The following is a 24,358-nucleotide window of genomic DNA, read 5'->3' as shown; positions in this document are numbered from 1 at the left end:
GCACAATTTTTCTGTGATTTTGCGTCAGCCTGCGCAGGTTGTTCCATGGCCGTGAAACGCAAACGCGCCCCCCAGCCGCAACTCCCCGCAGTGGCGCTGCTGATCGAAACCTCCAACGCCTACTGCCGTGAACTGCTGCAGGGCATCCGCGACTACCTGCGCGCCCATGGCGAGTGGGCCGTGCACCTTACGGAACTGGGCCGCAGCGGCGAGGCGCCCTGGTTCGCGAGCTGGCAGGGCGATGGCGTGATCGCCCGTGTGGACAATGCGGTGATCGAAAAAGCCGTGCGCTCCAAGGGAGTTCCTGTGGTGAATGTCAGCGGCGCGGAACTGGCGCCCGAGTTTCCCGCAGTGATCGCCGATGGCGCGGGGCTGGCGCGTCTTGCGGCGGAACATCTGCTGCAGCGCGGCTTCCACCATTTCGGCTTTTGCGGAGACTGCCGCTTTGCCTGGGCGCGCGACTACTCCCGGCATTTCGTGGCCGCGGTTCAGCGTGCGGGGCATCAGTGCGCTGTGTTTGACTCCCAGCCCGCGGACGCGCTGAACTGGAACCGCGAGCGGCGCAAGCTGGCACGCTGGCTCACCGCGCTGCCCAAGCCCGTGGGCATCATGGCGAGCTACGACATCCGCGGCCAGCATGTGCTGGAGGTCTGCCGGGAGCTGGGCCTGCAGGTGCCGGATGAGGTGGCCGTCATCGGCCAGCACAATGACGAGCTCCTCTGCGCCTTCTGCCAGCCGCCGCTGAGCAGCGTGATGCCCAATGCGCGGCAGGCGGGCTACGAAGCCGCGCGCCTGCTGGACCGCATGATGCGCGGCCAGCGCGTGAGCCCAAAACCGCTGAAGATCCCGCCGCTGGGCGTGATCGCACGCCAGTCCACCGATGCCATCGCGGTGCCCGATCCGCAGCTCGCGGCGGCCGTGCGTTACATCCGCGAACATGCGAGCGAGGGCATCGGCGTGCAGGAGGTGCTCAAAGCCGTGCCCATGTCCCGCACTGCCTTTGAGCGCAAGTTTCGCGACCATTTCGGCGGCTCGCCTTACAGTGAAATTTTGAAGACGCGCCTGCACCACGCCCGCCAGCTTCTCAGCACCACTCGGCTGTCCATTGCAGAAGTGGCGGAACGCGTCGGCTTCTCCTCCGGCGAATATCTGTGTGTCGCTTTCAAAAAGCAGGGCTGGCCGAGTCCGAAGACGTTTCGCACGGTTCGCACCCGGCAGGAGACGAGCCGCCTTACTTTTTTTCCGCCACCTGAGCGCGCAGCGTGTTCACCGCGGAGGCGGCGGTGAGCCAGTCGGCGTAGCGGGAGAACAGCAGCGTAAACTCGCCCTGCAAGGCATCGATGGAATGCTTGATGATCTTGTCCAGCGCCTGGGCCTCGTGGCCGCTGATGGGCCGGCCAGGCACGGCGGGACCGCTCATGATGGCGTCCAGGTCCTGCTTCAGCGCGCCGCGCAGCTCGTCGTTTTTGCGCTGCTCATCTCCATACACTTCGCGCAGCTCGGGATTGGAGGCGTTGCCGCTGAGGCCCGCGAGGGTGCTGCTTTCCCGGTCCAGTTGGTCGATGCTGGCCTGCATGTCTTTGACGAGCTTTTTGCGCATGGTGTCGGCCTGGCTGGTGAGGCGGAGGTTTTCGCGGTAGTCCTCGCTGTCCACATAGCGCACGCCGCCGAGCCAGTTGTGCCCCACGGCCTTGTAACGCTCGAAATCCTCGTGCTTGGGGAAGGTCTTGTACAGTTCCACGATCTGCTTCACCCGCTTCTCGATGCGCTCCTCGAAATCATTGCTGATGCTCTGCTTCTGCGTCTGCGTCAGATTGAAGGTGGGGCGCACCATCTGCTCCTGCAGCCACGCGCGCTTCTGCTGATAGTAGGTGATGGCCTGCTGCAGGCTGGCGATGGTCTCCTCCTTCATCCGCGTGACTTTCGTCTGCGAGTTCTTGGAGTCGCTCACCGTTTGCAGTGTGGTGATCAGATCGCCGAAACGGCTTTCAATGCGCTGGTCGGCATTGTGAATTTCAACCCCCAGCAGCGCGGCCCGCTGCGACTGGCCGGCCAGCCGTGCTCTAAGAATGGCCTGGGCCTGAGTGGGTGCCGGCGTGGGCGCTGCGGCAGGCGTCGGCGTGGGCGTAGGAGCAGCCGCAGGGGCTGGCGTGGGAGTGGAAGTGGGAGCGGGGGCAGGATTTGTTTGTGCGAAGGCGGTCAGGCCGGTCAGCACCACCAGCAGGGACGCCGCATAACGGCAGAGAGAGCGAAGTTTCATGGTCAGTGCAGCCGTTGACTCGGCTGTACTTCGTTAAACAGCGGCACCCCGGTGAAGTTTTCATGCAGACAAGGGAGTGCCGGGAATGCGCAAGTGGCGGCCAGATCGGAACGCGGACTCACACATAGGCCCATGTCCTATCTCCGGAGCAAGCCCGCTGCCCGGTTCACGCCCCGCGCAGCTTGCTCACGTCATACAGCGTCAGCATTGCGGCCAGCACTTCGTCCTTCTTCCCCTGCTTGAGCTGGTCAAAGGTCACATGCTTGCCGGGCTGCAGCGTGAAGTGGCCGGAGCGGGTGCGGCGCAGGGCGCTGAGGTGCGCGCCGCAGCCAAGCTTCTGCCCCACATCATGCGCGTAGGTGCGCACATAGAAGCCCTTGCTGCACACCACGCGGAAGTCCACATACGGCGGCTCAAAGCGCGTGATCTCGTAATCATACACGCGCACAAACCGCGGCTCCCGCTCCACTTCCTGGCCCTTGCGCGCCAGCTTGTACAGCGGCACGCCGTCCACCTTGATGGCGGAGACCATCGGCGGCATCTGGTAGAAATCTCCGCGCATGGTGTCAAAGGCGGCCTTCACCTGGTCCAGCGTGAGGTCGGCAGGCACGGGCTTTTCTTCGGTGACTTCGCCTTCAGCGTCCTGGCTGTTCGTGGTCTGGCCCAGCTTCAGCGTGCCCACGTATTCCTTGTCTTCGGACATGAGAAGATCAGAGAGGCGCGTGCCATTTCCCAGCACCAGGATGAGCATGCCCGTGGCCATGGGATCGAGCGTGCCGCAGTGGCCGATCTTCTTCATGTTCAGGCAGCGCCGGGCGACGGCCACCACATCGTGCGAGGTCATGTCCTGGCCTTTGTCCACCAGGAGCACGCCGCTAATCAATTCGTCTGACTTCATGTTCGAGTACTTGCAAAAATTTCTCCGCTGCTTCGCCAATGGGCCCCTTCATTCGTGCGCCTGAGGCCATGCGATGACCACCGCCGCCAAACTGTCCGCAGATGGCGGACATATCCAAGCGGCTGTCCTTCGACCGCGCGCTGATGCGCACCTTGCCGCCGGGGATGTCTTCAAAAATCACGCAGCTCACCACGGAGTCGATCATGCGCAGCGTGTCGATCAGCCCCTCCGTGTCTCCCGGTTCCATGGAGATGGCGTCCATCAGCTCCTGCTTGAGCTGCCAGCTCACGATGCGGCCCTCCGCGCGGAACTGCATGTGGTTCAGCATGTCCCGCATCAGCTCCAGCCGCCGCACCGGATAGGACTGGTAAACGAGCTGCGCCAGACGCGCCGTGTCCAGCCCCGCCTCCATCATTTCCGCGGCGATCCGGTGGGAGCGCGCATTCGTGCAGGAAAACTGGAAGGAGCCGGTGTCCGTGGAAATGGCGATGAAGAGGTTCTGCCGCACCACATCGTCGATCGGCAGCCCGTGCTCGCTGAGCAGATTGTAAATGATCTGCCCCGTGGCAGGCTCGGTGGGAACGATGAGGTTCAGCGTGCCGTAGCCGGGATTGGTCGGGTGGTGGTCGATGTTCACCAGCACGGGCGCGGCATCCAGCAGCGCCTTGGTCTTCTCCCCCACGCGCTCATGCGTGGCGGTGTCCAGCGCGATGGCGAGGTCGAGCTCCAGCGGCTCCGTCCCGGGCTGAATGACCGTGTCCGTCCCAGGTAGAAACGCGAGGTTTCCCGGGACGCCGTCCTCCAGCATGGCGATGACTTCCTTCCCCAGCGCCCGCAGGCTCAGCGCCAGGCCCAGCACGGAGCCCACCGCATCTCCATCCGGCCGCACGTGGGCCACGACGGCAATGCGCTGCGCAGAGCGCATGGCGGCGACGATTTCAGCGGTGGTGGAGTTGGCAGGCATCCGGGGGGTGCGCACAAAGCACCACGGGCGGAAAGCTGCAAGGTGAAGATGCAGGCGGGAGCGGAAGTTTGGGGCGATTTGCGCGCCCCCCTCTTCCTCCCTGCCCCCCGGAGTTCCGGTCAGGCTCTGCCCCTCTTTCAGGGAGGAAGAGTAAGAGGAGAGCAGCAGGAAGATTTGCGGCGGCGTGGCATGCAGGTGGCGCCATGCGCTACTTCCACAAGGCCGCCGCACCCCGGCGCTGCGAACGAAGGGTGACAACACTGCATGAACGAGCCCATCACGCCGGCCAGCCGGATCGCCGCCAAAGAACAGTTCCGCAAGACCGTGCGGCAGTTTGTGGCCATCACCCGGGCGTTTTTCAAGTCGGAGCGGCGCGTGAAAGCGCGCGGCATGCTCATCCTGCTCATCGTGCTTTCGGTGGCCTACACCGGCGTCATCGTCCTCACCAGCTATGCGGGGCGGGACCTCATGACGGCCATCGAAAGCAAGAACTGGCACGCCTACTGGGAGGCCATGGGCCGCTACGCCCTCACCTTTGTGGTGGCCGTCCTCATCAATGTTTACTACCGCTGGACGCAGGAGACGCTGGCCCTCCTCTGGCGTGAATGGCTCACGCAGCACCTCATCAAGCGCTACTTCAACAACCGCGCCTACTACCGCCTGCGCGGCTCCGAGAGCATCGACAACCCCGACCAGCGCATCAGCGAAGACGTGCGGAACTTCACCTCGGACACCCTCACCTACGCCCTCATGGTGGTGCAGTCTGTGATGACACTCATCGGTTTCTTCGGCGTGCTCTGGGGCATCTCCGGTACGCTGGTGGGCGTGGCCCTGGTCTATGCCGCCTTCGGCACCTTCATGTGCTTTGTCATCGGCCGCCGCCTCGTCTCCCTGCAATACGACAAGTACCAGAAGGAGGCGGACATGCGCTACGGCCTCGTGCGCATCCGCGACAACGCCGAATCCATCGCCTTTTACCGCGGCGAGAAGCGCGAGCACCGCGACCTCATCCACCGCCTCTCCGCCATCGTGGGAAACATGCGCACCATCATCTTCTGGAACCGCAACCTCGGCTTCTTCCGCAACAGCTACAACTACCTCGCCCTCATCCTGCCCATCCTCATTGTGGCCCCCATGTTCATGAACGGCTCCAAGCCCTTCGGCGTGGTGACGCAGACCATCGAATCCTTCGCCCAGGTGCTCGGCGCGGTGTCCATCGTGGCAAACAACTTCGAGGACCTCAGCACCTACCTCGCCGGCGTGCAGCGCCTCGGCATCCTCTGGGATGACCTGGACGAGTTCGACGCCGAAGAAGAGCGCAGCGCGCGCGAAAGCCAGCAGCAGATCGATGAAGCCGGCAACACCGTGAAGCTCTGCAAGCTCACCGTCCTCACGCCTGACAAGGCCAAGGTCCTCGCCAAGGAGCTCACCTTTGAGCTCAGCCCCAATCAGAGCCTCATGATCATGGGCCCCAGCGGCAGCGGCAAGAGCTCCGTGCTGCGCACCATCGCCGGGCTCTGGACCGGCGGCGTGGGCGCGCTGGAGCGCCCCGCCCTGCAGCACCTCATGTTCCTTCCCCAGCGCCCCTACATGGTGCCCGGCAGCCTGCGCGATCAACTGCGCTACCCCGACCACGACTGCAACGCCGACGACGACACCATCCGCCGCGTCGTCGAACAAGTAAACCTCACCGACGTGCTCGACCGCGTGGAGGGCGACCTCGAGCGCGTCATCGACTGGACCAACGTCCTCTCCCTCGGCGAGCAGCAGCGCGTGGCCTTCGCCCGCCTCTTCCTCCGCCGCCCCAAATTCGCCTTCCTCGACGAAGCCACCAGCGCCCTGGACGAAGACAATCAAAACCGCCTCTACCAGATGGTCCGCGAATCCGGCATCGGCTTCATCAGCGTCGGCCACCGCGAGACCCTCGTGCAGTTTCACGAGCATATCCTCCGCCTCGAAAGCGTGGGGGAATGGGTGCTGAAGAGGCGCACCTAGCGGTCAGGGAACAAAGGCGCGAAGCCGGGCGGTCTTTTCACCGGCGGGATCGAACTGCGGTCTTGAGCGGAGAGGCATTGACATGCTTTCGCACGAGCTGCATTGGGACAATCCAGCGCCCCGGGCACTGTCCGGGTGCGAGGGGCTGAGGTAATAGATTCGTGCCGAGGCTTTGCCGCCGCTCGTCCCTCGGCATCGAGTAGTCATATGCTACGCCAGCAGCTTGGGGGGGGCCGGGACGACGCCCACGGCACATCCCCAGAAGAACGCCGCAAGGGCTTATTTTTATGATTCGAACCAGTCCGTCACCTAGCTGCCGGCCGAACCCTGGGGGTCATGTCATTTAATTTCGAGAGTTCCACGGCGGCCCAGCCCCGCAATCCCCCCCAAATAAGCGCTTGCATCGGGGTAAGTGATCTTATACGCATGCTTTTTGCGCGATCTTGCCAGAAGTACCTTCTGAGTTTATCCTAGTCACAGCCAGCGAATGAACCCTGCGTCACTCATGCCCGTTTCTGTTTGGAAGCTCCTCAACGCGGTCCCCAATGTGGCCAACTGGCGGCGCAACCGGATCAATGAGATCGAAGGCTTTGAGAATGACCTGCGGACTTTGCGCGATGAACTGGGGCACGCGCCAGGCTTTGTTTTGTGGGTCAAGGCATGCGAGCGCACGAGGTTCTACTGGAGCCGCTTTCATGCCGTGGGCATGATCGGCAGTCTGCCCGCCAAGCTGGCGCGGTCGGGCTATGAGTTTTTGGAGATCGTGGAGGATATTCTCGCGTTCAAGCACGAGGTCATCGCCTCGTTCCCTGAAGCGGAGGATCTCTGCAACGGCTATGAGCAAAGCATGCGCCTGCGCCTTCTGCTGGTGAAGACCCTGCTGGATTCCACCCCGGTAGAAGTACGGGATGTCATGTGGAGCAAATTTCCCGGGCATCAGGGCTACCGCCTCAGTGCCCTGGACGGGCAGAAGCCGCAACCGGAAGCCTCCGAAGTTAAAAACCACCAGAGCACCATCCTCTGCGGGGCTTTCTGGATCCTCGCCCACAAGCTTGATTCCTGGCGTCTGGAACTCGAGAACGAGGCAGGTCCCTTTGCCCACAGCGTCCGCAATCATCACGAACTGGTGCTTGGCAGCCTGCAGTTGTTTGGCCTGATTTTGAAAACGGCCGAACTGCTCGGCGACACACCGGCCATGCGGGAGGCCTACAAGTTCAAAGACGAGGTGAGAGACAATTTGGTGGAGCCTCTTGCAACGCTTTGGACCAGGATCAATGAGGCCCAGTCTATTCCAGAGGATGACCTGCTGGACGCGGAAGATCTGGTTCCCAATCATCCGCTGGAGCAGGAGGCCAGCGCCATGGTGGCCGGTCTGCGGCAGAAAATCATTCCCTTTGCTGATAAGGCCGAGGCTCGGTTCAAGGTGGCCCGCCAGCAAATCTCCATGCAGGACTGGGACATGTGGATGACCATGGCCTTTGAAGAGCGCTATGAGTTTGACCTGCCAGACAGCGAGCCTCGGCACGATCCGGCGCCTTGGCGGCACCTGATCCACCAAGTGATCGGACGGCTGGGAGAAGTGACCTGCAAGAACCGTTTACGGCAGCTTCTCGCGGCCTTTCCGCAGGTGGAGCCCGCGTCAGACCAACGCGCTGCAGGCATGGTCCTGCTCACCAGCCGTTTGCTGGAACTCGACTTTGCCGGCTCCCTCGCGCACGTCCGCAAGGCGTTGCTGGAAGATCAGTCCGGCACACCAGCCGCATTTTATGAACTGCAGTTGATCGGCCATCTGCTGCGGACGGTGCGCCAGGCGGCCAACCGGTCACAATCAGAAATCGCCCTGCATGCCCTGCTGGCTGACTTTCTCCAGGCTGATCCCGCCCGATGGGGAGGGCAGCCCGCACGCAATGCCATGATGGCTCGGCTGCTGGCCGCTTACTTTGTTCTCGTCTCAGAACAGAATACAGACTCTGTGGCCCGGCTCTGGGCGGTGGGGCAGAAGTGCGTCGCGGCCGCAGGGGATGACCCTCACTTTTTCCAAACGCTGGCCCGGGACACCACGAGGCTGCTGGGGCGCAACGAGGGCACGCTCGGCAAGATGCTCTTTCTCGCCCGGCTGGTGCCTCCAAATGCTGTGCGCTGGCCGGATAGACTGCACAAACTGAGCACTTACTGGCAGGCCATGGTGGTGCCTCCGCAGCGGAATGGAATCAACAAAACTTTTTTGCCATAACCCTTGGCATCAGGCTTGCTTTCTAGCCCCATTCGGGTCAGAAGATTAGGAATGTTGCCATGCATTGCCGCTCCGCGGCCCAACAAACCCGATGAACACCCGCCTCTTCCCGGAGATGTGCTTTTTCACAGCACGGACACCGAGAGTGGCATGGCGGAGCACACCGCATTGGTCTACCAGACTGATGGAGAGACCTACTATTGCATCGCTCTACCAGAGTCGCAGAGCGCCACCGGCACCAGTTTAACGCCCCAAAGGCGTCCCTCTGCAGAGTGGCTCATGCGCGCCCGCGCCCTTAACAAGCGGGACGCACAGGCCTGCGTCTTTGACCTCGCCGCTGCTTCAGGCGAATTTCATGGCACACCGGCGAGCTGGTTCTATGGAGAGCGTTTTCACCTCTATCATCAGCCTGAAGCAGGCATGAAGACCAACTGTGTTGGCTTCGTTGCCAGTGCGCTGGCCTTTTCCGGCCTGCACGCCCTCCTCACTGAGTATTCTTTTCCCTACCACACCCCCCTGGCTCCGCCGGTGCGAACCAAGCCCACCGTGGGCCATCTGGCCCGTGCGTTGTCTGGCTGCGAAATCCTGCCTTTCAGGCCGACGCAGGAAACTGCCGAAACTTATGCGTCCTGCCGTAAAACCCACTGGGACGCCCTGTCTGGACATCTTCCGTAAGCCTCACCGGGCGAGTGCCAGGGAAGCATGCCGCCCAGTTGTTGAAACTTTGCACGAGGGGGAGGGGCCGGTTTCCCCTCAGCGGCACCAGCACTTCCGACGTGTTTGACGCGAAGCAACAACAGGTATGCGGCCGCAAACCTCGTTCTTTCGACAAGGGCAGAATTGCCCATGCTGCCACAGCCTCAGGCCTGCTTCCCTTTGCCGGCCTTATCGTCCGTATCCTTTCCCCCCTCCGTCTCCGCCGGCAGATCCGGCAGCGGCGGGGGCAGGTTGTCGATGATGTTGAGCAGCGGCACGCCGCGCTCCACGGACTTGTCCAGGCGGAAGAAGAGCTGCGGGCTGCTGCGCAGCTTCACGCGCTTGTAGAGATCCCGTTGGATAAACCCGCGCGCCTTGGTCAGCTTCTCGATGGCGGCGTCCTGCTGGTGCGGCTTGCCGATCACACCCACATACACAAAGCACTGCCGCATGTCCGGCGTGAGGCTCACATCGTGAATGGTCACCAGGCAGTCCTCGATGCGGAAATCCTTCTCAAGAATCATGCTCAGCTCACGCCGCATGAGCTCGCGTACTTTATCAACTCGTAATGACATGATCAGTTTAAAGTTTCAGGTTTAAAGTTTCAAGTTACGAGCCAGTCCCTGCACGGGTGAACTTTAAACTTGTAACTTTAAACTTGTAACCCGTTTCGATTAGAGAGTTTGGGCAATTTTCTCCAGCTCGTAGCACTCGATGACGTCGTTTTCTTCGTAGTCGCTGAAGCCGGAGAGCTTGATGCCGCACTCCAGGCCGTTGCGCACCTCGTTCACTTCGTCCTGGAAGCGCCGCAGGGTTTCGAAACCGCCGTCGTACACGGCCTGGCCGTCGCGCAGCACGCGGGCGCGCTGCTTGCGGTTCATGATGCCGTCGGTGACGACGGAGCCGCCCACAAAGCCCTTGTTCACCTTGAAGACCTGCTTCACGCGGGCGTGGCCGATGACCTTCTCGCGTGTGACCGGGTCCAGCAGGCCCGCCATGGACTCCTTCACCTGGTCGATGAGTTCGTAGATGATGGAGTAGAGCTTGATCTGCACCGTCTCGCGCTTCGCCACGGTGAGCGCCTTGTTCTCCACCTTGACGTTGAAGCCGATGATGATGGCGTCCGAGGCGCTGGCCAGCAGCACGTCCGACTCGTTGATGGCGCCCACTTCCTTGTGCAGGATGTCCAGGTTGCACTTGTCGCTCTGGATGTCGGTGAGGCACTTGGAGACAGCCTCCACGGAGCCCTGCACGTCGCACTTGAGCACGATTTTGAGGGCCTTCTTGTTGCTGTCCTCGATGCTGGCAAACAGGTGCTCCAGCGTGGAGCGGCGCGGCACGCTGAGCTTCTTCTGGCGGATCTCCTCCAGACGCTCTTCGCTCAGGCGCTTCACGTCGCGCTCGCTCTTCATCACCACGACTTCGTCGCCCACATGAGGCATGTCGCTGAAGCCGATGACTTCGCAGGGCATGCCAGGAAGCACTTCCTTGATGGATTCGCCGCGGTCGTTGATCAGCGCCTTCACCTTGCCCCACAGCGGGCCGCAGATGAAGGGCTGGCCCACTGAGAGCGTGCCCTGGCCGATGATGACCGTGGCCACAGGCCCCTTGCCCGCCACCATGGAGGATTCGATGACCGTGGCACGCGGCGAGGCCTTCGGGTCCGCCTTGAGCTCCAACACTTCCGCCTGGAGGCTCATGGTTTCCAGCAGGTTGTCCAGCCCCATGCCAGATTTGGCGGAGACTTCCATGACTTCGATCTCGCCACCCCAGTCCACCGGCGCCAGGCCGATGTCTTGAAGCTGGCTCTTCACGCGCATGACGTTCGCCGTGGGCAGGTCGCACTTGTTCAGCGCCACCATGAGCTGCACGCCGGCCGCCTTCGCATGGCTCAGCGCCTCCTTCGTCTGCGGCATGATGCCGTCGTCCGCCGCGATGACGAGCACCACAATGTCGGTCACATTCGCACCACGCGCGCGCATCGCGGAGAAAGCCGCATGGCCGGGCGTGTCGATGAAAGTGATGGGCTTGCCGTTGTGGAAAATGCAGTACGCACCGATGTGCTGCGTGATGCCTCCCGCTTCTCCAGCGGTGACCTGCGTCTTGCGCAGCGCGTCCAGCAGCGAGGTCTTGCCATGGTCCACGTGGCCCATGAAGGTGATGATGGGAGCACGCAGTTGCAGCTTCTCCTCCTCCACCTCTTCAACGACCTGCGCCACAGGCTCCACAATGACTTCTTCCACCTTGTGCACGCCGCCGCCTTTTTCACGCTTGTCGCGCTCCAGCTTGAAGCCGTGCTTCTCGCAAATTTTCTCCGCGATCTCGATGTCGATGGCCTTGTCCGCGCTCGCAAACACCTTGAAGGCGATGAGCTCGGAAATGATCTTGAAGGGCTTCAGCCCCATCTTGTCCGCCAGGTCCTTCACCACGATCGGCGGCTTCAGGTGGATGATCTTCTCACCGTTTTCACCCAGCTCAAATTCCGGCGCCGGCACCTCAGGCGGCGGGGCGTGAACGATCGGCACGATCGGCTTCGGCGTGGTGTCTTCCTTCAGCAGGGAGATGGGCGGCAGCGCGCTCTGCACCGCGTTTTCATCCACCGGGCGGCGGCGCACCTTGGGCTTCTCATCGTCTTCAAACAGGTTCAGCGCGGCGGCTTTGCGCTCGTCCAGCGTCGGCTTGGCCGGGGCGGCCGGCGCCGTGGGCTCCGGCTCGGGCTCCGCCACTTTTTTGGCTCCCAGCGGCGGCAGCGCCGTGCCTTCTTTCGCTGGTCCTCGTACCCTGGGCTTCTTCTCCTCGATCAACGACAGCACCTTCCCTTTCGTTTCTTTTTTGGGCTTGGCGCTGTCTGCAGGCAGGCTCTCCTCAACGACTTCGTCGCCGGGGGACTTGCTTTTTTTGGAGGATGAAGGCTTGCTGGGCATGAGAGAATGGGAAGATCTGGCGAGCGGCGTGTGGGGCTGGCTGGTCGGAAGTTGGGGGTTGTTTGGAAGTCGTGGTCATAACGGCACAGGGGCTACTCCTTTGCAGGAGTGGAAGCATGTGCCTTGTCGTAAATCTGCTGCGCCAGGTCGGTGTCTCCACCCAGCACCTCGGCGATGTCAGAGACATCCACGCCGGTGGCCAGGGTCTTGAGATCACCCAGGCCGCCCATCGTGAGCTGGCGGGCCACATCCTCGGAGACGCCCAGGGCGTCCACAAGATGATGCACCGCGCTGCCCATCTGGCCTTCGAAGACCTCGGCGGCGTGTTCATCCTTCTCGATGATCAGATCCATGCCCACCAGACGGGAGGTCAGGCGTGCATTCTGCCCGCGGCGGCCGATGGCCTTGGAAAGGTCCTCGTCGCTCACGGTCAGGCGCGCCTCCTTCTTGTCCGTGTTCACGGAAATGGAGATCACCTTGATCGGCTTGAGCGCTTCACGAACGAACTCGGCGGGATCAGCCTTCCAGCGGATGATGTCCACCTTCTCGTTGTTCAGCTCACGTACGATGTTCTTCACGCGCGCGCCGCGCAGGCCCACGCATGCACCCACGGGGTCCACCTTTTCGTCCGCGCTGTGCACGGCCACCTTGGTGCGGTAGCCCGCCTCACGGGCGATGCTGGCAATCTCCACGGTGCGGTCGCCGATTTCGCTGACTTCAAATTCAAACAGGCGGCGCACAAAGTTCGGATGCGCGCGGGAGAGGATGATCTCAGGGCCGCGGCCGCTGTCCTTTTCCACCGCCTTCACGTAGAAGCGCATGCGGTCGCCAGGGGTGTAGTCCTCGGTGGACACGCGCTCCTTGGAGGTCATCACGCCTTCAAATTTGCCCAGGTCCACGATCACGTCGGACTTTTCAAAACGGCGCACCACGCCGCTGACCACGTCACCCGTGCGGTCCTTGAACTCCTCGTAGAGGTTTTCCTTCTCGGCCATGCGCAGGCGCTGCAGCATCGTCTGCTTGGCCGTCTGCGCGGCGATGCGGCCCATGTTGTTCGGCGTCACTTCGACTTCGATCTCGTCGCCCACCACGGCGTCCTTCTTGAAGCGTTTGGCCGTGGCCAGCGGGAGCTCCTCCCAGCGGTTCGCCACCGTTTCCACCGCGATCAGCTTGGCGAAAGCCTTGATCGTTCCCTTGTCAGGGTCAATGTCGATACGGAGTTCGCGGGCCGGGCCGATGCTTTTCTTGGAAGCGGCGAGCAATGCCTGCGACAGGGCCTCGACCATCTTGGTGCGGTCGATTCCTTTCTCTTTCTCGTAGTAGTCGAAGAGGGCTTTGAGTTCGCTGATCATATGAAATTCTTGATTTCACCAGACAAAAAAGAGCGGGGAGGGCCCCACTCTCGCCGTGAAAACGCTAATTCTGTCCGGGAAGGAACGCCGATCATAAAGGAGGGCTAGGAATCAGCAACCGAAAAATTACCTGGAATTCCGCAGTTTTCTCAGGCGTTTTCACCATGCTCCAGAATTTCCTCCGCTTCACTCATTCTGAGAGCCCTTCACGGCCTTGAAAGCGCTCCCCGACCATTCCTGAACGTGATGAGACCGCTTCATCCGTTGTTTGACGCCCCCGGACTTTAGGCCCAGACATCCGAGATTTTAACTCATACCGCTTAGGATTACCCACCTATCGTGAAAGGCAGGCTGCAGAGCTTCAGTGTGCCGCAAAAGCATTGAGAAGCCTCAGCATCGCCTCCCCGGTCCCGGCGCCCATCTCGTAGTGCGTGTAGCCGTTATGGTTCCAGTGGAAGTCGAAATTTGAGGGAGATACGCTCTTTTCCCGCCACATGGGCCGCGTATCCACCACAGCCACATTCCCCTTGAGCTCCGGATGTCTGGCACTGTCCGCCATGGCGTTCTGCGCTTTCAGCACCTCCAGCCGGATGCCGCTGAGCTTGTCACCGAAAAAGCCGCTGTTGGCTATGACAAACGCCATCCCCGAGCCGAACTCCTTGCGCACGTCTTGAATGAAATCGGCCATGTTCGCCTCATACTCGTCTGCCATCAGCTTCTCCCCGCCGTCCTGCCAGCCCTGGTGCCAGCCAAATCCGGCCACTTCATAGCCCCGCCCTGCAAATTCGGGAAACTCCCTGCTCAGATCCGTCAGGGTCTCTCTCACCAGGCTGACCATGTGCGTGTAGCGCGGGCCAGCCACCCCACCCCGTTTGACCACAGCCGTGGGCGGGCGCCAGTCCTTCGCCAGGCTGGTTCCGCCAGCAGCCACCTTGAGAATGAGAACATCTTCCTCCAGTGCCCGACCCACCACATGCCCAAAGCCAAACTCCGGCCCAAACCAAGTCACAGCACCCGGCGCCGCATACCCAAGCCCCAGGCCGCCTTTCCGGGTCTTGCCATCGCAATAAGCAAGGATCTTGACGTCCCCGCGCACCAGCCACCGGCCGTTTGCATCCACCAGCGGAGTGGTGCCCCCCGGGCCGAACTTTGCAGGACTTTCATTCACCATCGCACGCAGGCACCCCAGACCACCTGACACTTCGCGGGGGTTGTCCTTGCCCTGCGGCACGGCGAAATCAAAGCGAGGATTCCCACCTTCCTCCGCCTTGCCGTGCCCCACCATGTTTGACTGCCCGCAGAGGATAAAAACCTTCACCTTCGCAGCCTGCGTAGAGCAGCAGAGAGACACAAAAAGAACCAACACTCGGTGGATAAGCTTCATGGGAGCAGGGAGGCGTGGATAGCTCCTTAAACGTGGCAGTGCTGGCCCTGCCTTTCGGGTTCCACTCGTGGTGAAGACCATATATAAAAAATCATTTGTGCTCAACGGTTCCGCATCAGCTCGCCGGTGATGATCGTGAGCAGCATCTCCTGAAGGCGGAAGTCATTGGCGGCGGCGCGGTCGAGCACGGCTTCGATGGCGGGGTAGTCGGCGGGGACAAGCCTGCGGCCCTTGGCGTATTCGGCCATTAGGATGGCGAGATGCCGGGCAAAGGGGCGCAGATCACTGCCGAGGATTTTTTTGAGATCGGTGACGTTGGCAAAGGCTCTGCCTTTGTAGCTGCCGTCGGTGCTGACGGTCTGCGTTTTGGAATAACGGGTGCGCAGGCCGCCGATGGGGTCAAAGCTCTCCAGCGCAAAACCGAGCGGGTCCATCTGGCGGTGGCAGGCGGCGCAGTTGGCGTCCGTGCGGTGCTTTTCGAGCTGCTGGCGGACGGTGAGCGCTCCATTGATGTCCGGCGCGATGGCGGGAACTTCCTTGGGCGGCGGTGGCGGCGGGGTGCCGAGCAGTTCCTTGAGAATCCAGTGCCCGCGAAGGATGGGGGAGGTCTCCACGCCGTTGGCGGTGAGCGTGAGGATGCTGCCTTGCCCAAGCAGTCCGCCACGCATGGAGCCGGGCGGGAGACTCACGCGAATCATTTCTGTAGCGGGATGGGAGACTTTGCCGAGCCTAGTCTTGGTTCCCTCAAAGGGCATGTCGTAGTGGCTGGCTAGAGCTTCATTGACGAAGGTGTAGTCGGAATCAATGAAGTCACGGATGCTGCGGTTCTCCTGCAGCACATAGCGGAAGAAGCGCCGCGTCTCCTCCAGCATGGCGGGCTCCAGTTTCAGGTCGGTGTATTTGCGATACTCGCCGCGGAGGTCCGGCGGCATGGTGCCGAGCTTGCCGAGCGAGAGCCATTGGTCGGCAAAGCTGTCGGCGAAGGACTGGCTGCGCGGGTCTTGCAGCATGCGCCGGGCTTCGGCGAGGAGCACGGCGGGCTCCTTGAGTTTGCCAGAATTCGCGAGCGCAAAGAGTCCCGTGTCCGGCATGCTGCTCCAGAGGAAATAGGAGAGCCGGTGGGCGAGCGGGAAAGGCGGAAGCTCGCCCTGGCCTTCACCGCGGTAGAGAAAGTCCACCGAGGTCATCATGGCGGCGAAGGTCTTGATGAGGGACTCATGCCACCACCGCAGCGCAGAGCTGGAGAACAGCCAGTGTTTGCATGAGCCGGGTCATGATGCTCAGGCTTGAAAGGCGGTGAAGGTTCCCGTGGCGCCGTTGAAGCGGTCGATCTCGACACCGAAGTTTTGCAGCATGGTGGTGAAGAGATTGTTCAGCGGCGTCTGGGAGCCGGTCTTGCGCATCGCATCCACATGCACGCCGTGCTTGAAGCCACCGCCAGCGAGGATGATCGGCAGGTCGCGATTCGAGTGAACAGAGGCATCGCTCAGTCCGCTGCCGAAAAAGACCATCGTGTCGGAGAGCAGTGTGCCATGCTCCGTGCGCGCGCTTTTCAGTTTCTCCACGAAGCGCGCCATCTGGGCGACGTAAAAGGTCTCAATGATCTGTAGCTGCCTGACCCTTTCCGGCAACTGCCCGTGATGGCTCAGCGTGTGGTAGCCGGTGCTCACACCGTCCAGCTCGATGACATGATTGTGCGCGCCCCAGCCGGCGGTGAAGACACGGCTGGTGTCGGTCTGGATGGCAAGGAAGAGCAGGTCAAACATCAGCGGCGAAAGCGTGGCGTAGTCAAAGCCGCTGTGCGCGTGCACGTCGTCATCGAAATCGACCTTGGGCCTGGGCGCGTCCTCCCAGCGCCTGATGCCCTGGATGCGCTCCTCGGCCTCGCGGATGGCGGTGAGATATTCCTCCAACTTCTGCCGGTCCGGCGCGTTGATGTTCTGCCCCAGCCGTTTCGCCTGCTCGCGCACCAAATCAAGCACGCTGCGCTCCTGATCGAGCTTTGCCTTGATGGCTTTTTTCTCCGCAGCGGAGCCATCCACAAAGAGCTTTTCAAACAGATCAAATGGCGATGTTTCCTCGCGCACCTTGATGCCGGAAGGTGTCCACGAAGGGCTCTCCGCGCTACCGAGAGAGATGTGGACGGAGGGAAACCGCGTCTGATAGCCGACATGCCGCGCCGCGACCTGATCCACGGAGGTGTTTTGACCCGCTGCGGAATGAGTGGGATCGACGCCGCTGAGGATGGATTTGGTGCCGCCGTGCTTGGTGTAGATCCCGGGATGATCCATGTGCGAGATGACGGTGAAATCATCCCGCAGCGCCGCCAGCGGCTGGAGCACTGGCGAGAGCGCGCAGCCGGCCCCGAAGTCCTTGGGGAAAAAGCTCTGCGGATGCATGCCTAGCCCGGTGCAAATGGCCACCATGCGCTTTGGCGAGGCCGTGGCGGCCTTGGCACCGGCCAAGGATTCGAAAAACGGCAGCGCGATGGAGACTCCCGCAGCGCGCAGGAAAGTGCGCCGCGACACACCGCTGGCCATTGGGGAAGACGAGGTTGGTTTCATGCGGTTGTTCATTCGGCTTTGGCCTTGTTGCGTCTGACTTTGGTCTTCGTCGCGGCGGGATGGGATGTGATCGAGAGCGTGGCGTGCACGCCGTCGATGTAGTGGGCGGTCTTCCGGTCCGGGTTTTGAGAAAGACCGCCAGCCAGGGAGATCACCAGACTGCGCGCCTCACGCGGCACCTCCACGATCGCCGTGAGCGTCTGCCAGCCCTCCGCCTCCGGTGTCGTGCTGAGGCCGCGTTTCGAAGCCGCCAGCGCACCGTCCATTTCCCGCCATTCTCTCCCCACCCACTGCGTCTGCACAATGTCCGGAGCCTCTGCAAAAGCCGCCACCCGCAGCGTGTAGCGGTCCCGCAGGCCACGCTCCGCCGCATGAAACGAAGCCGTCACCATAACCTGCCGTACTTCATTCCCCTGCGGAAGGGGCAGCGATCTCACATCCACAATCCGTTCCAGATAGCTCAGCGTCGTCGTAGGAGAAGGATCGATCCGCAGCATGCGCTGCCCGTCCACAGGCTGAATCTCGCTGCTGGCAGACACCACCTCCGCCGCATCGCCGCCCCAAACCCCAGTCTGTTCAGGAAACCCCTTCGAGAACTGCTGCCCGCTGTCTTCAAAGTCATCGCCGAAAAGCGTGATCACCTTTTCCGATGATGGGGCCATGTAAGCCATGACCACGGACGTGCAAAACATCCCCAAGACCAGCCCCGCCGCCAGCGGTCGCCAGGACCATCCGCGCGTGCGCCGCTCCCCTGCCGCTGCAAGGGTCCGCACCGCAGGCGGCACCGGCAGGCTGAGCACAGCCTCGGCGGATTGCGCCGTCATCTCCAGCGCAGTGTCCAGATTCAGCGCCTCCAGGTAGCTGTCTCTCAGCATGGGGTCTGTCACCAGTTCCCGCTCCAGAGCCTGCGCATCCGCAGTGCTGATGGTTCCGGAAATGTATTCTTGAATGAGATCGTGCCAGCGTGAGTTCATGCCAGTTCCTCCTGTGCCAGGGTTTTGCGCACGCACTCCAGCAGCGCCTGCCGGATGCGGTGAAGTTTTTTGTAAAGCGCCATGGCCGTCTCGCCCCGTTGTGCCGCCAGGCTCTCGATGCGCGTGCCCTTGGTGTAGGCGCGCAGCACCAGCTCGCGCTGCGGCTCCGCCAGCTTTTGCAGGCAGTGCTCCAGCGCCTCGCGCTGTGCAGCGTGGCCCTGCTCCAGCTCGGCCTGTCTTTCTGCCAGCTTATTCACCAGCTCCTCTCCAAACACATGACGGTCACGCTGACGCCGCTGCAAATGCTGCAGCACCTTGAGCCGCGCCACACCGAAGGCCCAGTTTTTGAAATCCTCGGCTCCGTCAAATTTCTGCCACAGCGTCACAATGACCTCCTGCATCACCTCAGATGCCTCGTGTCTGTCCGGCAGCATCGCGCGCACATACCCGCGCAGCGACAGCTCAGCCTCCGCATAGAGGCGGAGAAATGACTCATTTTGGGGGGAAGGTGTCTCTGACATGCTTCGTCGGTTTGCTGTAAAGTCCCAGCACACCGCCACTTTTGCCGCAAAAAATAATTCTGCCGGTCATTCCCCCCGTCAGGACGTCCGCTTGCCGCATCCATTCGGCACCACCTTCCCTGAAGGTTTCCGCCTCGTGCCGCGTTCACCCCAGATGCGCCAGCCACTCGCCGCCCTGCTCTCGTCCTTCGCCCTTTCTCTCTCCTCCCTCGCCTTCGCCGCACCGGCCCAGCCGAACATCGTCGTCATCTTCATGGACGACATGGGCTATGCGGACGTGAGCTGCTTCGGCGCGCAGGGTTACCAGACACCCAACATCGACCGGCTGGCCGCGCAGGGCCGCAAGTTCACCAACTTCCACGTCGCCCAGCCCGTCTGCAGCGCCTCCCGCACCGCCCTGCTCACCGGCTGCTACCCCAACCGCGTGGGCATCCACGGCGCTCTCGGGCCCACGGCCAGGCACGGCATCAACTCCACCGAAATGACCCTGGCCGAGCTGGTGAAACAAAAGGGCTATGCCACCGCCGCCGTGGGCAAATGGCACCTCGGCTCCCTGCCCCAGTTCCTCCCCACCAAGCACGGTTTCGACCAGTACTACGGCCTGCCCTATTCCAACGACATGTGGCCTTACCACCCCCAGGCCAAAAAGGCGTTTCCCAAGCTGCCCATGATCGAAAATGACCAGGTCGTGGATCCCGAAGTCACCCCCGAGGAGCAGACCCACCTCACCACCGACTACACCACCCGCGGCGTGCAGTTCATTGAAAAAAACAAGGACAAGCCCTTCTTCCTCTACCTCGCCCACAGCATGGTGCATGTGCCCCTGTTTGTGAGCGACAAGTTCAAAGGCAAATCCGGCAAAGGCCTCTTCGCAGACGTCATGATGGAGGTGGACTGGTCCGTCGGCCAGATCATGGAGTCGCTGAAGGAAAACGGCCTGGAGGACAACACCTGGGTCATCTTCACTTCCGACAACGGCCCCTGGCTCAGCTACGGCGAGCACGCCGGCAGCGCCGGCCCGCTGCGCGAAGGCAAAGGCACCTGCTGGGAGGGCGGCACCCGTGTCACCGGCATCATGAAATGGCCCGGCAAAATCCCCGCCGGCACCACCACTGACACCATGATGATGACCATCGACGTCCTCCCCACCATCGCCCACGTCATCGACGCCAGGCTGCCGGATCATCCCATCGACGGCCTCAACTGCTGGCCTATCGTCTCCGGTGCTGCCGACGCCAAAAATCCCCACGACTTCTACGCCTTCTACTACGAGCAAAACCAGCTCCAGGCCATCACCAGCGGAGACGGCCGCTGGAAGCTCCAGCTTCCCCACACCTATCGCAGCCTGCCTTCTGACCAGCCCAAAGCCAAGGATGGCATCCCCGTCAATTACAAGCCTGTGAAGATCGACCAGCCCGAACTCTACGACCTCTACACCGATCTCAGCGAATCCAAAAACCTCGCCGCCCAAAACCCCGACGTCGTCGCCCAGCTCCAAAAACACGCCGAAACCATCCGCGCCGAACTCGGCGACAGCCTCACCAAACTCCCCAAAGGCACCGGCACCCGCGAAGCCGGCAAGTAGAGGACTTGATGTTTTTTTGCAATCGATCGCAACGAGATGCCGACACGCCATTTCAGTAATCCCAGATCGCCATAGCAAAGCGAACACAGTCGAAGGCAAATCACACTCAGTCACCCTTCATGGTAACGGGTCGCAATCGGACGGCGCACCGCATTTCCATGACCCCGTAGGGGTCACAGCGGGTAGCCAGGGGTCAGCTCGCGTAGCGAGCGCCACCCCTGGAAAGCACGCCTCCAAATCCGGAAGCAAACCCATCGCCCTCTCCCCCACACCGCGCCCTCCAGCAGCGTCCCACCGTCCCACCGCCGCGGTGGCACGCTTCGCCATACGTGGCCTCACCCACATCCCCGCTACTTCCGCGTCGCACTCTGGTCCCCGTTCAGCCAGTCATCCTCCGGCTTCAAAACCAGCCGCCCCGCCTTCGCCCCCTCAGTCGGCCCCTTCCACAAAAGCGACCGCGTCCATGCCCCATCCGCCGCGGACACCACGCCCACATTTACCGCGAGCGGATGATTCTGCAGCAGGCCGCGCATCATCTGCCAGCGCCGGTCCATGACTTCATTCACGATCTTCGGATCAGGCTTCGCCCCGCTGTCCGCCGCATCAGCCAGACGATGCGCCTCCCAGCTCGCCGCCGTAAACTCCAAACCCGCGCGCAAAAACGCCACCCGGCGGTGGGATGCGGCATCGCTCTCCGTGGCCTTGGCCGCGGCGACGAGATGCGCACGCAGCGCGTCCATCGTCTCGGGTGAAATCTTGGGAAACACCCGCTTCCCAGGCGTGAGCACGATGCCCTTTTCCGCCAGCAGGAAGTACTGCCGCACATGCTCGGCACCCGCGCCAAAGCCGGTTTTGCAGTAGTCATCCAGCACGGCATCGAAGTCCTGCTTCGGATCCCAGCTCAGCTTCGCCATCATGTAGTAGTGCAGGCCCTGCGTGGCCCAGTGGTGATAGAGGCTGTCCATGTCCGTGGCCAGCATGCCGCCCTGCGCCAGTTCGCGCAGCGTCGCCGAGTTTTCTCTTGCTCGCGGGCTCAGCGCCGCGTCGTAATGGCCGCTGTGCAGATTGTTCGGCCGCCAATACACCCGCTTTGCGCCAGCGGCCTGCCAGCCCTTCCAGCCGTCCGCTGTATTTGGCACGTACCGCAGCACCAGGTTCGGATGCAGCTTCTCCCGCATCGGCGGGTCCGAGTAGTAGCTGTAGGCTTCGATGAGGAAGAGCTGGCCCGGCACCACCTTCGTCACACGCTCCACCACGGCGTTCCAGTAATGTACAAAGCGGTCCGTGAGCGCCACATGCTCCACCTCGTCGCGCGCCGGCTCACCCACCTTCTTAAAGATCAGCATCCGCACCTTCGGCCCGTTCGGTGCGTCGAGTTTGTTGCAGGCATCGCAGAGACAGAAGCTCGAGTAGCCGCCATCGTTCGGACACAGCGAGATCGCCGCCTGCGCCTGACCATTGAGCCGCCCCAGGATGTCGTTCGCCACCTGCTCGACCAGCCCCGGGTTGGAAATGCACAGCCGCCAGCGCTCCTTGGCCTTGCTCTGGTCGCGCGTGCCGTCGGCCTGCAGGGCGAACCAGTCCGGATGCGCCGCGCCATGCTCCTCCCAGCCACCGCGCAGTCCATAACCCGCCGCCCCGCCCACGATGCCGATGTTTCCACCCAGCCTGTGCCACTCCGCCCAGCCTCCCGCCGACTCCGTCACCGACGCCGCATCCCGCGCTGTCTTATAGTCATCCAGCGTCAATCCCAGCGCCGCCAGCCCCTGCGCCGCACCGCGCACATCGAGCCCCGCAAAACGAATCCTCCGCTGCCCGATCTGAGGCGTGAAACGCACATCGAGCGCGGAAATAGAGATCGTGGGCTTCTTCGGTATCACCTTCCCGGATTCACCCGGCCACAGAAACCGGCACCCGAGCTCTTCAAGAAACGTGAACACCGCGTTCACATTCAGATCACGCGCCTTCGCTGCGATGTTGTCATTCGTACCCGCGACCACGACATAATTGCCCCCGCTCCTCAGCAGGACTCCACCGAGTCCGATGCCTTCGAGGGAAAGCCCCAGCCGCTTTGTCAGCTCCCCTTCTCCCAGCAGGATGAAATTCGGCGGAAACTTGCCGCCCTCAGCAGGAATGATCCGCCCCGCTTCGACACGCGCGCCGCTCAGCTCCTTCTCGTGCATGACCGCCAGCGTGGCGCCGGACATCTGTTTCACATGCCCCACCAGCGCCTTCGTCGAAAGATCACCCGCTGATCCGCTTCCCGACAGGACGATCACCGCCTGCGGCTGGCCCTCTCGGGTGATCTCCACCTCCGCCAGGAGCGCCTGGGAGACAGACACAAGGGACACAAGACATGCGAAAATGGGCCGGGCGTGCATGGCCCAAAATACGCGCATTTTCCCCCGACATTGCGCCTCATGCATCACCACCCCGGCACCCAGGCACGACAAAAGCCGCCAGACGGCCAAAACCGGGCGGAAGCAGCCAAATGGAGCAGTTTTCGTGCCTAAATTACAAAAAAGGTTGTCACATTCTCGGGCCGTGCCTAGCATCGCAACGGCTCCAACCAAGCCACGGCTCCAACCAGGCCGTTTTCCCAACCAGCCGCCCAACCAACCATGACCCATCCCCTGCTGAAAAGCACCGGGAGCGGGGCCGCACGGATTTTATCCGCGCCGGCCGCGCTCGTACTTGCCACCACCTCCGCCTCCGCCGCGGACGGTTCCACCACCATCAGCAGCGGGGACACCGCCTGGCTGCTGGTCTCCACCGCCCTCGTTCTGTTCATGATGATTCCGGGGCTCGCCCTGTTCTACGCCGGACTTGTCCGCGCCAAGAACATCCTCTCCATCCTCATGCAGTGCTTTGCGCTCACCGCCGTGCTCAGCCTCGTCTGGCTGGTCTGCGGCTACTCCCTGAGCTTCTCGGATGGCGGCTCATTCATCGGCGGCCTCAGCAAAACCTTCCTCAGCGGTGTCACCCCCGCCTCCGTGCGCGCGGACTGCCCCACCATTCCCGAGCTCCTTCACTTCGCCTACCAGATGATGTTCTTCCTCATCACCCCGGGCCTCTTCATCGGCGCCTTTGCCGAGCGCATGAAGTTCAAGGCCATCCTCATCTTCAGCATCGTGTGGAGCCTGGTGGTGTATGCGCCCTGCTGCTATGGCGTCTGGCACAAGGCCGGCGCCTTCTTCGGTCTCACCGGCGTCATTGATCTCGCCGGTGGAATCGTCGTGCACATCACCGCCGGCGTGGCCGCCCTGGTGGCCTGCATCATGGTCGGCCCGCGCAAAGGCTTCCCCAGCGCCCAGCTCATGCCGCACAATCTCCCGCTCACCATCGTCGGCGCGGGAATGCTCTGGGTGGGCTGGTTCGGCTTCAATGCCGGCAGCCAGCTCGCGGCCAATGGCGCCGCCGCCATGACCCTCATCGTCACCCACCTTTCCGCCTGCTCCGCCTCCATCGTGTGGATGCTCATCGAGTGGATTCGCAATGGCAAGCCCAGCGCCCTCGGCATCGCCACCGGTTCCATCGCCGGCCTCGCCGCCATCACCCCGGCCTCCGGCAAGGTGGGCCCCATCGGCGCGCTCTGCATCGGTGCCGTCTCCGCCTGGGTCTGCTGGCTTGCCTGTTCCAAGCTCAAGCACAAGTTCCGCTATGACGACTCCCTCGACGTCTTCGGCGTCCATGGCGTCGGCGGCTTCATCGGCACCCTGCTCGTCGCCGTCTTTGGCTCCACCTCCTTCGCCGGCGGCCTGGGAGATTTCAAAATCGGCAGCCAGCTCGCCACCCAGGCCCTCGCCTCGCTCTACACCATCCTGCTCTCCGGTATTCTGAGCTTCGTCATCCTCAAGATCCTCGACCTCACCATCGGCCTGCGCGTCACGCCAGAAGACGAAAACCAGGGACTCGATCTCGCCGAGCACGGCGAGGCCGCCTACAACGACTGAGTTCATTTCCCGAACCGTGATGGCGGAGAGGTCCTGCGGGCCTCTCCGCCATCAT

At 62.3% G+C, this 24,358-nt stretch carries 18 protein-coding genes; 6 read left to right on the top strand and 12 right to left on the bottom strand.

What is annotated here, in order from left to right:
• Positions 1 to 51 precede the first annotated feature (51 nt).
• Positions 52 to 1,287: a XylR family transcriptional regulator gene (locus ACILSQ_RS16105; protein WP_395744678.1), complete on the top strand. Its 1,236-nt coding sequence runs from the start codon at positions 52 to 54 to the stop codon at positions 1,285 to 1,287.
• Here the strand turns inward: ACILSQ_RS16105 and ACILSQ_RS16100 are convergent.
• From ACILSQ_RS16100 to ACILSQ_RS16090, 3 genes are all read right to left on the bottom strand, one after another.
• Positions 1,232 to 2,260, bottom strand: coding sequence for a hypothetical protein (locus tag ACILSQ_RS16100; RefSeq protein WP_395744677.1), 1,029 nt, complete (start codon positions 2,258 to 2,260; stop codon positions 1,232 to 1,234). The two genes, ACILSQ_RS16105 and ACILSQ_RS16100, sit on opposite strands and share 56 nt — an antisense overlap.
• 166 nt (positions 2,261 to 2,426) lie before the next feature.
• Positions 2,427 to 3,158, bottom strand: a complete 732-nt coding sequence (gene truB / locus ACILSQ_RS16095) for a tRNA pseudouridine(55) synthase TruB (RefSeq protein WP_395744676.1) — start codon at positions 3,156 to 3,158, stop codon at positions 2,427 to 2,429.
• On the bottom strand, positions 3,136 to 4,122 hold the full coding sequence (locus ACILSQ_RS16090) for a bifunctional oligoribonuclease/PAP phosphatase NrnA (protein ID WP_395744675.1): 987 nt from the start codon (positions 4,120 to 4,122) through the stop codon (positions 3,136 to 3,138). Before ACILSQ_RS16090 ends, truB begins: the two co-directional genes overlap by 23 nt.
• 264 nt (positions 4,123 to 4,386) lie before the next feature.
• Here ACILSQ_RS16090 and ACILSQ_RS16085 point away from each other — a divergent pair, with 264 nt between their 5' ends.
• From ACILSQ_RS16085 to ACILSQ_RS16075, 3 genes are all read left to right on the top strand, one after another.
• On the top strand, positions 4,387 to 6,117 hold the full coding sequence (locus tag ACILSQ_RS16085; RefSeq protein WP_395744674.1) for an ABC transporter ATP-binding protein/permease: 1,731 nt from the start codon (positions 4,387 to 4,389) through the stop codon (positions 6,115 to 6,117).
• Positions 6,118 to 6,622: 505 nt separating this feature from the next.
• Positions 6,623 to 8,350: a hypothetical protein gene (locus ACILSQ_RS16080; protein WP_395744673.1), complete on the top strand. Its 1,728-nt coding sequence runs from the start codon at positions 6,623 to 6,625 to the stop codon at positions 8,348 to 8,350.
• Positions 8,351 to 8,629: 279 nt separating this feature from the next.
• Positions 8,630 to 9,025, top strand: coding sequence for a hypothetical protein (locus tag ACILSQ_RS16075; protein ID WP_395744672.1), 396 nt, complete (start codon positions 8,630 to 8,632; stop codon positions 9,023 to 9,025).
• A 185-nt stretch (positions 9,026 to 9,210) separates the two neighbouring features.
• Here the strand turns inward: ACILSQ_RS16075 and rbfA are convergent, their stop codons facing one another.
• The 8 genes from rbfA to ACILSQ_RS16035 all read right to left on the bottom strand — a co-directional run bounded on the left by rbfA (position 9,211) and on the right by ACILSQ_RS16035 (position 18,765).
• On the bottom strand, positions 9,211 to 9,621 hold the full coding sequence (rbfA, locus tag ACILSQ_RS16070; protein ID WP_395744671.1) for a 30S ribosome-binding factor RbfA: 411 nt from the start codon (positions 9,619 to 9,621) through the stop codon (positions 9,211 to 9,213).
• A gap of 99 nt (positions 9,622 to 9,720) precedes the next feature.
• The gene (infB, locus tag ACILSQ_RS16065; protein ID WP_395744670.1) at positions 9,721 to 11,970 is read right to left on the bottom strand and encodes a translation initiation factor IF-2; all 2,250 of its coding nucleotides are present in this window, start codon (positions 11,968 to 11,970) and stop codon (positions 9,721 to 9,723) included.
• 92 nt (positions 11,971 to 12,062) lie between these two features.
• Positions 12,063 to 13,322: a transcription termination factor NusA gene (gene nusA, locus ACILSQ_RS16060; protein WP_395744669.1), complete on the bottom strand. Its 1,260-nt coding sequence runs from the start codon at positions 13,320 to 13,322 to the stop codon at positions 12,063 to 12,065.
• Positions 13,323 to 13,683: 361 nt separating this feature from the next.
• Positions 13,684 to 14,706, bottom strand: a complete 1,023-nt coding sequence (locus ACILSQ_RS16055; protein WP_395744668.1) for a sialate O-acetylesterase — start codon at positions 14,704 to 14,706, stop codon at positions 13,684 to 13,686.
• Positions 14,707 to 14,807: 101 nt separating this feature from the next.
• Positions 14,808 to 15,896 carry a DUF1592 domain-containing protein gene (locus tag ACILSQ_RS16050; protein WP_395744667.1) on the bottom strand — a complete coding sequence of 363 codons (1,089 nt, stop codon included), beginning with the start codon at positions 15,894 to 15,896 and terminating at the stop codon, positions 14,808 to 14,810.
• A 90-nt stretch (positions 15,897 to 15,986) separates the two neighbouring features.
• Entirely contained in the window at positions 15,987 to 17,270 is a 1,284-nt protein-coding gene (locus ACILSQ_RS16045; protein ID WP_395744666.1) for a DUF1552 domain-containing protein, read from the bottom strand.
• An 8-nt stretch (positions 17,271 to 17,278) separates the two neighbouring features.
• Entirely contained in the window at positions 17,279 to 18,244 is a 966-nt protein-coding gene (locus tag ACILSQ_RS16040) for an anti-sigma factor family protein (RefSeq protein WP_395744665.1), read from the bottom strand.
• Positions 18,241 to 18,765, bottom strand: a complete 525-nt coding sequence (locus ACILSQ_RS16035) for a sigma-70 family RNA polymerase sigma factor (protein ID WP_395744664.1) — start codon at positions 18,763 to 18,765, stop codon at positions 18,241 to 18,243. Before ACILSQ_RS16035 ends, ACILSQ_RS16040 begins: the two co-directional genes overlap by 4 nt.
• Positions 18,766 to 18,919: 154 nt before the next feature.
• On the opposite strand from ACILSQ_RS16035, the gene ACILSQ_RS16030 reads away from it, so the two are divergent.
• The gene (locus ACILSQ_RS16030) at positions 18,920 to 20,350 is read left to right on the top strand and encodes a sulfatase (protein WP_395744845.1); all 1,431 of its coding nucleotides are present in this window, start codon (positions 18,920 to 18,922) and stop codon (positions 20,348 to 20,350) included.
• 350 nt (positions 20,351 to 20,700) lie between these two features.
• Here the strand turns inward: ACILSQ_RS16030 and ACILSQ_RS16025 are convergent, their stop codons facing one another.
• A complete protein-coding gene (locus tag ACILSQ_RS16025; protein ID WP_395744663.1) occupies positions 20,701 to 22,701 on the bottom strand; it encodes a DUF4838 domain-containing protein in 2,001 nt (666 codons plus the stop codon).
• Positions 22,702 to 22,971: 270 nt separating this feature from the next.
• Between ACILSQ_RS16025 and ACILSQ_RS16020 the strand changes: the two genes are divergently transcribed.
• Positions 22,972 to 24,303 (top strand): ammonium transporter, encoded by a 1,332-nt coding sequence (locus ACILSQ_RS16020; RefSeq protein ID WP_395744662.1) that lies wholly within the window; start codon positions 22,972 to 22,974, stop codon positions 24,301 to 24,303.
• Positions 24,304 to 24,358 lie beyond the last annotated feature (55 nt).

The organism is Prosthecobacter sp. (assembly GCF_044227185.1).
Classification (GTDB): Bacteria; Verrucomicrobiota; Verrucomicrobiia; order Verrucomicrobiales; family Verrucomicrobiaceae; genus Prosthecobacter.
This window is presented reverse-complemented; position numbering and strand designations above follow the sequence as displayed.